13 protein-coding genes and 1 pseudogene are annotated in these 12,231 nt (G+C 37.6%); all 14 read left to right on the top strand.

Translation table 11 applies throughout. The features are described from left to right. A pseudogene (locus AC1DO4_RS24415) lies at window positions 1-332 on the top strand (hypothetical protein); the annotation flags it as partial. Further along, window positions 272-1,108 (top strand): FkbM family methyltransferase, encoded by an 837-nt coding sequence (locus tag AC1DO4_RS24410; protein WP_477420173.1) that lies wholly within the window; start codon window positions 272-274, stop codon window positions 1,106-1,108. The pseudogene AC1DO4_RS24415 and the gene AC1DO4_RS24410, both read left to right, overlap by 61 nt. A gap of 3 nt (window positions 1,109-1,111) precedes the next feature. Beyond that, window positions 1,112-1,885 carry a DUF5672 family protein gene (locus tag AC1DO4_RS24405; RefSeq protein WP_477420171.1) on the top strand — a complete coding sequence of 258 codons (774 nt, stop codon included), beginning with the start codon at window positions 1,112-1,114 and terminating at the stop codon, window positions 1,883-1,885. Continuing rightward, window positions 1,882-2,829, top strand: coding sequence for a glycosyltransferase family 2 protein (locus AC1DO4_RS24400; RefSeq protein WP_477420169.1), 948 nt, complete (start codon window positions 1,882-1,884; stop codon window positions 2,827-2,829). The genes AC1DO4_RS24405 and AC1DO4_RS24400 overlap by 4 nt, the downstream gene beginning before the upstream one ends. Before the next feature lie 10 nt (window positions 2,830-2,839). Further along, window positions 2,840-4,060 (top strand): glycosyltransferase family 4 protein, encoded by a 1,221-nt coding sequence (locus AC1DO4_RS24395; protein WP_477420167.1) that lies wholly within the window; start codon window positions 2,840-2,842, stop codon window positions 4,058-4,060. 3 nt (window positions 4,061-4,063) lie between these two features. After that, the gene (locus AC1DO4_RS24390; RefSeq protein WP_477420165.1) at window positions 4,064-4,987 is read left to right on the top strand and encodes a glycosyltransferase family 2 protein; all 924 of its coding nucleotides are present in this window, start codon (window positions 4,064-4,066) and stop codon (window positions 4,985-4,987) included. Window positions 4,988-5,073: 86 nt separating this feature from the next. Beyond that, complete coding sequence (locus AC1DO4_RS24385) at window positions 5,074-6,210, top strand: glycosyltransferase family 61 protein (protein ID WP_477420164.1); 1,137 nt, start codon at window positions 5,074-5,076, stop codon at window positions 6,208-6,210. After that, window positions 6,198-6,731 (top strand): acyltransferase, encoded by a 534-nt coding sequence (locus AC1DO4_RS24380; RefSeq protein WP_477420162.1) that lies wholly within the window; start codon window positions 6,198-6,200, stop codon window positions 6,729-6,731. Before AC1DO4_RS24385 ends, AC1DO4_RS24380 begins: the two co-directional genes overlap by 13 nt. Beyond that, window positions 6,728-7,636, top strand: a complete 909-nt coding sequence (locus AC1DO4_RS24375; RefSeq protein ID WP_477420160.1) for a glycosyltransferase — start codon at window positions 6,728-6,730, stop codon at window positions 7,634-7,636. Before AC1DO4_RS24380 ends, AC1DO4_RS24375 begins: the two co-directional genes overlap by 4 nt. A gap of 29 nt (window positions 7,637-7,665) precedes the next feature. After that, window positions 7,666-8,523: a hypothetical protein gene (locus tag AC1DO4_RS24370; RefSeq protein ID WP_477420159.1), complete on the top strand. Its 858-nt coding sequence runs from the start codon at window positions 7,666-7,668 to the stop codon at window positions 8,521-8,523. A gap of 1 nt (window position 8,524) precedes the next feature. Next, window positions 8,525-9,568: an acyltransferase family protein gene (locus tag AC1DO4_RS24365; RefSeq protein ID WP_477420158.1), complete on the top strand. Its 1,044-nt coding sequence runs from the start codon at window positions 8,525-8,527 to the stop codon at window positions 9,566-9,568. A 110-nt stretch (window positions 9,569-9,678) separates the two neighbouring features. After that, on the top strand, window positions 9,679-10,479 hold the full coding sequence (locus AC1DO4_RS24360; protein WP_477420157.1) for a hypothetical protein: 801 nt from the start codon (window positions 9,679-9,681) through the stop codon (window positions 10,477-10,479). Beyond that, window positions 10,464-11,267: a glycosyltransferase gene (locus AC1DO4_RS24355; RefSeq protein ID WP_477420156.1), complete on the top strand. Its 804-nt coding sequence runs from the start codon at window positions 10,464-10,466 to the stop codon at window positions 11,265-11,267. The genes AC1DO4_RS24360 and AC1DO4_RS24355 overlap by 16 nt, the downstream gene beginning before the upstream one ends. Window positions 11,268-11,269: 2 nt before the next feature. Next, window positions 11,270-12,226 carry a glycosyltransferase family 2 protein gene (locus AC1DO4_RS24350; RefSeq protein WP_477420155.1) on the top strand — a complete coding sequence of 319 codons (957 nt, stop codon included), beginning with the start codon at window positions 11,270-11,272 and terminating at the stop codon, window positions 12,224-12,226. Window positions 12,227-12,231 lie beyond the last annotated feature (5 nt).

The raw sequence follows: 12,231 nt of genomic DNA, 5'->3' as shown, positions 1-12,231 counted from the left end.
ACATATGGGACTACCAATGGATGTATACCATTTACAAACAAAACGGTATTTCCATAAATCCAACGGCTAATTTAACCAAAAACATAGGCTTTGATAAAAATGCCACACATACTACTAATGCCGATTCAATTTATGTTAAATTAAAGCTGGATTCCCTTTCCCAAATTAAGCATCCCGATGGCATGGCTATAAACATTGAAAATGATATACTATATTATAAACATTACCTTAATTTCGATTCTCAGGCTGAGCTGGAAAAAAGAAGACTTTCATGGAAATTAAAAAACAACTTAAAAAGATTAAAAAGAAGGTTTCTGGCCTGTTTCAAGTAAACATGGTACTTTCAGGTAAGGAAAAACGCAGACTTGAAAATCTGGATAGATTTCAGCCAACAGAAATTAATTTCTATGGCAAAAAAATAAAAATTGTTGATGCACTTACATTCCTGGGTTCGTATAAAGAAATATTCCTAAGCGAGATTTATAAATTCACATCAATAAAAGAAGACATCATCATAATTGATTGCGGCGCTAATATTGGCCTGGCAACTATATATTTTAAAATCCATTTTCCACAAGCTAAAATTGTTGCTTTTGAGCCCGATCCCAATATATTCAAAGCTTTAAAGCAAAATGCTTCGGCATTTGGCGATGACAATATTTTTTGTCGCAATGAGGCCGTCGCCAACCAGGATGCTACGTTAAACTTTTGGTTAGAAGGTGGTCATTCAGGCATGATCACTAACGATACTGATGGTAAAAAAACTGCACCTGTAAAAGCAATCCGTTTAAAATCTTTCTTAAGTGGTTTTGAAAATATAACTTTTTTAAAAATCGATATTGAAGGTGAGGAAATAAATGTAATACCGGATATAGCAGAAGAGCTAAAAAAAGTGGATTATCTTTTCCTTGAGTATCACTCTTTTATAGATAAGCCACAAGGCCTTAATAAACTGTTAAGCTTTATAACAGCAGCTGGTATGCGATATTATATTAAAGAAAGCGCAGACAAGGCTTACCCGTTTATCAATAAGGAAATATTTTTAGGTATGGATATGTTGATTAATATTTTCTGCTATCGGGACGAACCTATTGAGAACAAAAATTAAAGAATGCATAGCAATTTGGTTGCCGTAATTATTCCAATATATAAACAACAGCCGGATGCTAATGAGCTTATTTCTTTAAAACAATGCCTCAAAGTTTTTAAAAAATATCCTATCATATTTATAGGTCCAGGTAAATTGGATACGACCGCCTATCAAAATATATGTGATGACGCTTTATTTAAGTTAATAACCTTCCCTGATTTTTATTTCAGCAATATAGCAGGCTATAATCAATTAATGCTATCTCCGGTTCTGTACAAAACTTTTCTCAACTATAAATTTATTCTTATTTACCAGTTAGATGCCTATGTGTTTAAAGATGAGTTAACTTACTGGTGTAGTCAAAAATATGATTTTATTGGCGCGCCACATTTGCCGCACGAAAATCAACAGAATCAGCTACAGTTTTTAAAAGGCTACTCCAAATTGATAAAGATTGTTAATAGCCTTTTTAAGGCTAACCATAAAATAAGTAATGTGGGTAACGGGGGCTTTTGTTTACGAAAAACCAAAACCTGTTACTGGCTTCTTAAAATATTAAAAGGAAAAGTTAAGGCCTGGGGAACTCACAATGAAGATGGCTTTTTTAAATATTGGGGAAATTTACTTTACCCCTTTTTTAAATTGCCGACAGACGAAGTAGCCATAAGATTTTCTATAGAAGATTCGCCAAACCAATCATTAAAAAAACTAAAAGGCGAATTGCCTTTTGGTTGCCATGCTTTTGAAAAGCACGATTGGGAAACCTGGAAGCCCTTTATTTTAAATAAATCGTGAAATTGAATACACTTCTGCCTGATCTTTATGCATATAAATTATCATTTATAAATAAAGGCGCGAGTTTCCCCTTGCCAATAGTGAATGTAGAAGAGAAAGGGTTATTAAAATTACTGCCCACGCCACCGAGAGATAAAACAGGTTGGCCGTGGACAGAAGAAACCAGTCCGGCTATTTTTACAAATAATATAAAATGGCCCAAATTAACTATTATAACCCCCTCTTTTAACCAAGGCCAATTTTTAGAACAAACAATAAGGGCCGTACTTTTACAAAATTACCCCAACCTTGAGTTTATTGTAATTGATGGAGGAAGTACTGATGGATCAAAAAAAATCATCGAAAAATATGCTCCCTGGATAAGCTATTGGCAAAGCGAAAAAGACAGAGGTCAAAGCCATGCCATCAATTTAGGTTTTAGCCTTGCCGCCGGTGATTATTATGCCTGGATAAACAGTGATGATTATTATTTGAAGAATGTACTCCACCTGGTAACYGGCAAATTTTTATCCTCCGGGGTTGATTTTATATACGGATACGGCTATAATTACCATGTAAAAACCTCGGAATTTGAACTATCAAAGGTATACCCGCTTTTAGATTATTTTATCCGGATCCCAGCTTTGGCACAACCATCATGCTTTTGGAGCGCCGGCATCCATCAGCCGGTTAATGAAGAGTTACAATGCTCATTGGATTATGAACTTTGGCTGCGCCTGGTAAAAGGGAATACAAGAAAGCTGATTAAACAGCCCCTATCTGTGGCTAATGTACATGAGGATGCAAAAACAACAAGCCCCAAAATGAATGCGGCCCGGGAAAAAGACCATCAGCTTATCTGCAGCAAAGATATGCACGGGCCTGTATATGATTGGAACAGAAGAACCTTCCTGCATAGGATTTATACCCGCATTAATAACCTTATTGATAGATTCAATTTATAATTAATATACTGTGAAGGTTATTTTTTGCGCCTATGACGGAAAAAACATTATCAACGGAATTAACACCTGGTTATTAAGGCTGTTACCAGAATTAGCAAAAAAAGGAATTGAGATAAGCGTAATATTTATAGCCTGGGCAGCCGAAAAGGATTGCACTACTATTCCATTATTGAGGGCAAAGGGGATAAGATGTACAGTGATACCCACAATTCATTATACAGGAAAACAAGTTAAATGGATGTTGAAACATCTCCGTTCAGAGAAACCGGATGTATTTGTACCCGGCAACATGGTACCGGCTTTACATGCGTCTAAATGGGTTAAAGAAGCCGGTATTGCAACAATTGGAGTATTGCATAATGACGACCTGGAGTATGCAGCTATAGCTGATAAATTTATTTCAAAAGGTAATGACGTTAATCTTTCTGCTGTTGTTACCGTATCACTTGGTTTAAATCAAAAAGTAAAAGATCTCAATAAAGATATTAAAACTTATCAAATCCCATGCGGGGCGCCTGTTCCTGAAAAGAAAGCTACATTAACTCCGGGTTTGCCATTTAAAGTTATCTATGTCGGGCGAATAGTGGCGGAACAAAAAAGAATAGATGAAATAACAGCATCTTTTTGCGAATGCGCGCAAAGCTTACCCGATGTTGAATTTTACATTTATGGCTCGGGGCCAGATGTTAATTTAGTAAATAATATTATTAACAAATACCAAAACCCTCGAAACGTATTTTTTAAAGGAAGTATTCAGCCTGATACGGTTCAGCAAACTTTACTTACCTGTCATACAATAGTATTGATGTCTGATTATGAAGGCATCCCGGTTGCATTAATGGAAGCAATGGCTTGCGGGGTAGTACCGGTTTGCAGATCGATCAAATCGGGCATACCAGAACTGGTACATGATAATGTAACAGGTTTTTTAATAAATGCGCCAATGGAATTATTATCAAAAATTGATTTTCTTATACGCAACGCTGATAAGTGGAATGAACTTTCTATTAACAGCAAAAAACTGATGGATAGCTCCTTTTCCTCACATAAAAACCTGGCCAATTGGCTTGGGTTGTTAAACGAAATGACCAAAAAAAGTAAATCAACAATTACCAGCCCTTTTTGGTTAGGTTTGCCCCCTGTTCATCCGTACTTAACGGAACTCGACCGTAGGGAACCGGCTATAGCGATTAAAGCCATTAAAAAGCTAAAAAGACTATTTTACAATTAAGGTGTGTTTAGTTTATTAGTCCCTTGTTATAATTCAGAAAGATTTATTGATGGTTTTTTAGCCAACATTGATAAACTCAACAAACCTTTTGATGAAGTTATATTTTATGATGATGCAAGTACAGATAATACCGTTACACTGTTAACAAAAAGAGGTTGTACCGTAATTAAAGGCGACGAAAACAAGGGCCCCGGCTTTGCCCGCAATACGCTTGCCGCAGCCGCAAAAGGACAATGGTTTCATTTTCATGATATTGATGATTTTTTAGACCCTGATTACCTGGCAAAAACAGCCACTATGGCCCAAACAGGTAATTATGATGTGGTGCTATGTAATGTTGATTGGTACGATACCGATCAAAAAAACATATTAATCAGCTGGAAATATTCAAACGGGCAAATCAATCAAGATGCTGTTTCATACACCATTGCCCATTCCATTGGCGGCATAAACGGGTTGTACCGCAAAGAAAAATTTTTAACCACCGGAGGGTTCAATACCAACCTCCGCATTTGGGAGGATGCCGATTTGCATGTTAAATTGGCCGGTAGCGGCGCCCGGTTCTATGTTATTGAAGAAGTGCTTTCCATATCCATACGTTATTCAAATTCTGCAAGCGCCGATCAAACAGCAGGCTGGCTAACCCGGCTAAATCTCTTAACATCCTATCAAAAGCTATATTTTGATAAAACCATAAGGATTGTAATAGGTAGGCAAGCCCAGTTAGCCGCAAGTATTCTTATCATGTCACAGCAATACGATGCTGCTAAACGAGCACTAAAACTGAGCGAACAATGCGGGTTGAAAGTTCCGGATGGTAAAAGTTCAGTTTGGCGCATGTTACACATTATACTGCCCGCCTGGTTAAGGATCAAACTGCGCATGGTGCAACTCAAAATTGCATTTAAAAAAAGCGAAAATGGCTGATATACAAATTCAGTTAGGTTATGATAAAATTTAGCTTTGATAATACAATTGGAACTTTATAACCCGGTAAAATGATTGTGAGGTTTTTGAAAAAATTATGGATAATATGCTTTACAAATAATCCATATCGTATTAAAAGCTTTGGCGATTTATATGGGCCCAAAACCGGAGAAGCAATTGATTGTCCTGAATCACTTTCGTGCATTTTGCTGGATGAAGCCGGTCAACCCATGACTTACAATTTACCGCTGGTTACTTACAACCAAACCGTTCCGCAGCAAACCATTGATAAACAACCGAGGTTTAAACTCAACGGTGTTTATAAGGAGCCCGAAAGGTGCTTGTATAGTGTCTCAAAGGGTACAGTTTGGAGCGCCATAGGGTTGGTATATGATAGTGATAAGAGAAGCTTTATAGATGAATCGGCTAAGGATTGGACTGTTAATCTTACCAACTCACGCCTGGTAAATGTTGCTCACTTGCCCCCCAAAACATACCTGGCCGGTGCTACCCTTTCCTGCTTAACAAATGGTGCCGATGGAGGCTTTTACCATTTTTTATTTGAATCAATTATCAAGATCCATTTTGCGCAACCAGTAATTGACCACGTTGACCAAATTCTTTTTAACGGACCAGAAACTGAATGGAAATTAAAATGGATCAAAAAGGCAAATATTGACATCTCAAAAATAATCTGGACTGATAATTTAGCACATTACGAATGCGAACAGCTATTGTTTACCAATAGGTTAGTTAACGATCAGCAAATTAGCCCATGGTGTGTTAATGCATTAAAAGCGTTGTTCAATATCCAACCAGCAACGCAAAAAAATTCCAATAAAGTTATCTGGATCACCCGAAAAGGGGCGTCATCAAGAAATATAAATTGGGAAGATCAGCTCCTGAAGTATTTCCCATTGATTGAAACCGTTGATCTTTCGGCTTTGGAAGCGATAGAAACCATCGAAAAAATGCGATCTGCTACACACATTATTGGCCCTCATGGTGCCGGACTAAGCAATATATATCTATGTAATAAAGGCACACATGTTTTAGAACTATATCAGGCAAATACAGTGTACAAACCCTGTTTTCACAGGTTATCATCGGTTTGCCATCTTAAACATCATGTTGCCTGGCTCAATTTTAAGGATGAAACCGACACCAAACAAGGCCTGTCCTTTTTAAAAACCTTATTGACTCAATTTGTATGTCAAAATTAATAAGTAACCTGTATGTTATGTTTTACCGGTTCCTGGGTATAACTATCCACCAGGCTGTTATCATAAAACCCGGCGCCTTTTTATCGAGGGGATTTTTAAACGGACAAAAAGGAAGTATTACCATTGCCCCTCAATGCGAGTTATCGCGCGGCGTAATTGTTAAGGCTTACGGCGGATCTGTCTCCATAAATAAAAACACTTTTTTGGGTGAATATGTATGTATTTACGGTCATGGAGGCGTCGAAATAGGCGAAAATACATTAATTGCCATGCATACCTGTATTGTTAGCTCCAATCATACTATACCTGGCCCGGGCATTTCTATACGCTCAAAAGGTGATATTTTATTACCGGTTAAAATCGGCAGCGATGTATGGATAGGGGCGGGTGCAAAAGTTTTAGGTGGCGTAACCATTGGTGATGGATGTGTGATAGGGGCAGGCGCTGTTGTTTCAAGGGATCTACCTCCCTATTCAATATCAGTTGGTGTGCCCGCAAACGTGATCAATTACCGCAAATGACAACGCTATTATCTGTTATAATATGTACTTATAATCCTGATGCAATCCGCCTGCAGCAAACTATAACAGGCTTGCAAAATCAATCATTACCATTTGATAATTGGGAACTGATCATTGTTGACAATAATTCATTCCCGGCGATAAACATTGATCTTTCCTGGCATCCCCGTAACCAAATAGTAAAGGAGCAAAAACCCGGTTTAACTTATGCCAGATTAAAGGGCTTTGGGCAAGCAAAAGGCGCATTTATTGTGATGGTTGACGATGATAACATTTTGAATAAAGACTATCTTAAAAAAACATCAGCCATATTCACATCAAATAGTAAGCTGGGCGCAATAGGAGGTAAATCACTCCCTTTGTTTGAAAAAAAACCACCCAAATGGTTAAAGGATTTTTATGGTAGCCTGGCTTTAAGAGATCCTGGTGAAGATGAAATGATTGCCGGGTGGAATAACGAATATCCGGCATGTGCACCTATTGGCGCGGGTATGGGGATAAGGAAAAAGGCGCTTGAAACATATATTGAAAAGGCAAAAAAGGGGAATATTACTATAGCTGACAGAACAGGAAACGCCCTGAGTTCGGGCGGAGATAATGATATAGTTATTGAAATTTTAAAATCAGGCTGGCAGGTTGGGTATTCCCCGGTATTAACATTAAAGCATATTATACCCAAACAGCGCATGCAGGTTCATTATATGGCCCGACTATTAAATAATACCAACCGGTCATGGGTACAGCTTTTAGAAATCCACGGTATTAACCCCTGGATAAAAATTCCAAAATGGACTGTTCCGTTCAGAAAAATAAAATCCTGGTTTATTTACCGGGCCTGGCAAAATACCAGCAATTACATCAAATGGCATGGTGCATGTGGCATGTACGATGGTTTATCCCAATAGCATAATTATAATTGCCCAAATCAGATACTTTGCTTAATAAAATTAAWGGATCGTTAGCTTTCAGATTGCCTCACTTATACAGGAGGCTGCTTGGTTTAAGGAAAATAAATGTACCTGCAAACAAAGAACAATCAGACATAGTTGTTTTGATGATGACAGGCAAGCACTTTATTGATATGACCCGCCTGTCTGTATTATCCATTGTCAATACATGGATTACGTTACCTAAACTTATTGTCAATACCGATGGAACAATGTCTGCCTCGGAAATTCGAAAAGCTTTGAGTTTTTGGCCAGCCAACGTAACCGTTGAAGATTGGAGAAGCACAGAGGAATACCATTTGTTTAAAGGAAGAAAAGCTCTTGTAAGCTATGGAAACTTACATCCCTTCGGTAAAAAGTTAGCCTTGATACTTCGTTATGCCGAAAAATGCCCGGTGCTATGGATTGACAGCGATATTTTATTCTTTAAGGATTTCACTGCTTTTCTGCCTCAACCTGTTACAGATTTTGCATGCGGTGGAACAGAAGACTTTGCAGCGGCCTACCACCAGGAAGTTATTAATGGAACAGGCAGCAACCTATATGATTTGTATAAATTTAATGCCGGGTTATTATATGTTTATGGTAAAAACATTTATGAGAATTTTGAATTAGAAAGGCTCATTGCAGGCATTCACCCCCGTTATGACTTTTGCACAGAGCAAACCATATTTGCACATATCGCCAGTAAATCATTGGGCATCATTTGGTCAAAAGAAACGATTAAAAATTTCAATCACGACTCGCAGGAAATTAATGCAATGGCGTTGGATAATGTTGTAGCAAGGCACTACACCAGTAACGTAAGACACCTGTTTTGGCGAGATGCTTTTTTCAGGATATAGTATGAAACACACACACAACTACGTTATTGATATGCTCCGTTTTTTTGCAGCCTTCATCGTAGTGCTATTTCATTTAAATTTATTTGTGCCTTACGTAGATAACTGGTATCGCAATTTGGTTAAATATGGATGGCTTGGTGTCCCCATGTTTTTTGTGATAAGTGGATATTGTATCATGCTATCAGCCAGTAATTCTTCGAGAAGCTCAAGCTTTTTAATAAAGAGATTTTTCCGCATCTACCCTACTTATTGGGTAAGCCTGGTTATTGTTTTGGCYGCAGCTTTATTTCAAAAAATTTACACCGGTACAAACTCGGTTGCCAACATACCGGCTACAATAACTCACTTTATAGCCAATATTACCTTGTTTACATGGCCCCTTAACAACATCAAAATCTCAAACTTTGTTTATTGGACCCTTACCTGCGAAGTGATTTTTTACGTCATTATCGGCATCACACTAATGTTTAAAGTTAGTTACTTAAAACAGGCATGTTTAATTATTATTTCATTGGTTTCGTTTCTATTACCCTATCAACGCGAGGGATATTTATTCTTTTTTGATCAGTGGCCATCCTTTGGCCTGGGCATTAGCTTGTATTTCTTATTCAATAAGAGAGGCAATGCAGATCTGGCATGTGCACTATTGCTGTTCCTCATCAATATGTACAGCATGATCATTAAAAATTCGGCGCTGCATCAAATGGAATATATAATGGCTGCACTACTTACCTTTTTTATTATCGCGGGCAGTCATTTTATCCAATCCTCAAAAAACATTTTTTCTGTTTTAGGCGAACATTCCTATGCCGTTTACCTGATTCATGTGCCCATTGGTTTTTTTATACTCGGTTATTTTAAGACCTCCTATATTATAAAACATCCGTTTGCAACCTTATTTTATGATGTCCTCGTATATTCATTAATAAGTATTGTGGCCTGGCAAATATTCAAATTCATTGAAAAACCTTCCATGAATTTTGGCAAAAAAACGGCCGGAAAATATTTCAGTAATAATTTAAAAATAAAGCCTGTAAATACTTGATCCAAGATATTATAAACATCCTTTATCGCTACCCGCTATCAACTATTAACAAATACAAACGGTTTGGGGGGTATTTTAACTACCGGGGCATGTTGCATAGCCAACGGCAAATGAAAAAAGCCTCGTTGAAACTTTCGCCAGTACTATCAAATCCCATAGGGCCTGCGGTTTATTTTTTAACAGGTAAAAACTATCTTTATCAAACCTTATTTTGCATTCAATCATTATCAAAAGTTACTAAAACAACCTTTAAAATGGTACTGGTTGATGATGGCAGCTTTGATTATGACCTTATACAAACTATCCATCGCCTGTTGCCGGGTGCAGAAATAATCAAGCAATCAGTTATCGAAAAAAATCTGAATGACATTTTACCCGATTATTTATTTGCAGCAATGCATCAAAAACGCAAAGTTTATCCGCATATTAAAAAACTAATGGATATACATACGTTGCCGGGCACCTGGAAACTTGTGCTTGATTCTGATATGCTTTTTTGGGCCAATCCCGAGGCAATTATAAGTTGGCTTAAAAACCCCTGCAAACCTATTTATATGCAGGATTGCCAAAACTCCTACGGATATTCAAAAGAATTAATGGAAGAGCTTTGCGGCTCAACAATCCCAGACCTGGTCAATGTTGGCGCAATTGGGCTAAACAGTACAGCTATAGATTGGGTTAAATTAAATAATTGGATTAAGGTACTGGAGGAGAAAGAAGGTACATCATACTATCTTGAACAGGCTTTAACGGCTATGTTACTTAGCAAAACAGAAGCCATTATTTTACCGGCTGATGAATACATCGTCAACCCTGATGTTAACCACATCAATAATAAAACAGGTGCATTACATCATTATGTGGATTTATCAAAAAAGGGCTATTTTAATAAAGCATGGAAAATGATATAAAGCTCGAACCTGTTCAATCACTTTGGATTGGGAAACAACTTTCAAAGGTTGAACAACTGTGCATCCAATCTTTTTTAGATCATGGCCACCCTTTTCATTTATATACCTACGAGGACATCGGCAACGTGCCGGCTGGTACGCAAATTTTTGATGCCGGGTCTGTTATTGCCCATGATAAGATCTTCCGGTTTGAAGATGGCTGGGGAAAAGGGTCAGTATCGGGTTTTGCAGATCTCTTCAGGTTATTGATGCTTCAAAAAAATGGTGGCTGGTGGGTTGATATGGATATTATATGTTTAAAGCCATTTACTTTTAAACAAGCCACCATTATTTGTTCAAGCAATGAAGGCGAATATGGTTCACTGGCCAATAATTGTGTTATTAAAGCACCTAAAAACAGTCCGCTAATAAAATATTGCCTGGATGAATTAGCCAGGACCGATCTGAAAAAAATGACTTTTGGCAGCGCTGGGCCTTTCCTGTTTCAAAAAGCTGTAAAGGAGTTAAAAATGGAAGATCATATAGTTCCTTATCAATACTTCAACCCTATCTCCTGGAAGTTTATAGATGAGTTAGTGCTGGGCAACATGACTTCTGTTAATAAGCTCAAAGAATTATTAAGACCCATTTTAAAACCCGAAACCATGCCTGGCAGAAGGATTATGCCAAATACCTACGCTGTTCATTTTTGGAATGAAGTATGGAATGCAGGAAAGCTTGATAAAAACGGGAAATATGGTGCGGGCTCGTTGTTTGAAAAACTAAAACACAAACATGGTATAAAATAAAGATGTCGGCGCAAGGTCCATTAGTTTCTGTTTGTATTCCGGCTTATAATTGTGAAAATTATATCAGGGATACCATTGAATCTGTAGTAAATCAAACCTATAAAAACATCGAAATAATTATAGTTGATGATGGCTCTACGGATAACACTAAAACATTATTGAACAATCTTCCATATAAGCATATCAGCGTATTCTTTCAGCAAAATGCAGGAGCTGCCGCTGCCCGCAATATAGCCTACAGTAAGGCAACCGGGCAGTATATTAAGTTTTTGGATGGGGATGATCTCATAAATCCGGAGATGATAGAAAGCCAGGTAAAACTTGCTAATGAAAACCAGCGTTGTATAATTTCTTCTAAATGGGGCCGGTTTTATAATAACGATCTGGATACTTTTAAACTAAGTCCCGAAGATTGCTGGGAAACCCTGCCTGCCTGTGATTGGATCTGCTCATCATGGACAACCGGGCATTCCATGACCCAATCCGGTATGTTTTTATTACCGAGACAGATAATTGAAAGCGCCGGCTACTGGGACGAACAACTCACCTTAATTGACGACCTGGATTTTTTTACCAGGGTAATACTAAAAAGTAAATTGGTAGTGTTCGATCCGGGCTCGATTTTATATTATCGTTCAGGAAATAGTGGCAGTTTATCGGGTCGAACACAACTTGAAGCCTTGCTTTCTGCATTCAGATCATTAGATAAAGCCACAAAAAATTTATTAGCTGTACATTCAACCGCCGAAGCTAAATTAGCTTGTGCTAATGTTTGGCAACATTTTATTTATATTATTTATCCAAGGTACCCGAATCTGGTAAAAACTGCACAAATAAAAGTTAATGAGCTTGGTGGTTCATCGCTTAAATTTATGGCTGGTGGATCAACAAAAATTATGGTCTCCTTTGTAGGATGGAAAATTACCAAGCTGGTGAAGCATTTTATTAATCGTTCATAACCCCA

It is taken from the genome of Mucilaginibacter sp. P5_A6 (genome assembly GCF_056400585.1).
The sequence above is the reverse complement of the archived record's forward strand: the minus strand, read 5'-3'. Positions and strand labels throughout refer to the sequence as shown.

What these genes read in the sequence shown, in the direction of transcription:
- AC1DO4_RS24410 (WP_477420173.1), top strand. Translation starts at nt 272, where the DNA reads ATGGAAATTAAAAAACAACTTAAAAAGATTAAAAAGAAGGTTTCTGGC.
- AC1DO4_RS24405 (WP_477420171.1), top strand. Translation starts at nt 1,112, where the DNA reads ATGCATAGCAATTTGGTTGCCGTAATTATTCCAATATATAAACAACAG.
- AC1DO4_RS24380 (WP_477420162.1), top strand. Translation starts at nt 6,198, where the DNA reads ATGTCAAAATTAATAAGTAACCTGTATGTTATGTTTTACCGGTTCCTG.
- AC1DO4_RS24375 (WP_477420160.1), top strand. Translation starts at nt 6,728, where the DNA reads ATGACAACGCTATTATCTGTTATAATATGTACTTATAATCCTGATGCA.
- AC1DO4_RS24360 (WP_477420157.1), top strand. Translation starts at nt 9,679, where the DNA reads ATGAAAAAAGCCTCGTTGAAACTTTCGCCAGTACTATCAAATCCCATA.
- AC1DO4_RS24355 (WP_477420156.1), top strand. Translation starts at nt 10,464, where the DNA reads ATGGAAAATGATATAAAGCTCGAACCTGTTCAATCACTTTGGATTGGG.
- AC1DO4_RS24350 (WP_477420155.1), top strand. Translation starts at nt 11,270, where the DNA reads ATGTCGGCGCAAGGTCCATTAGTTTCTGTTTGTATTCCGGCTTATAAT.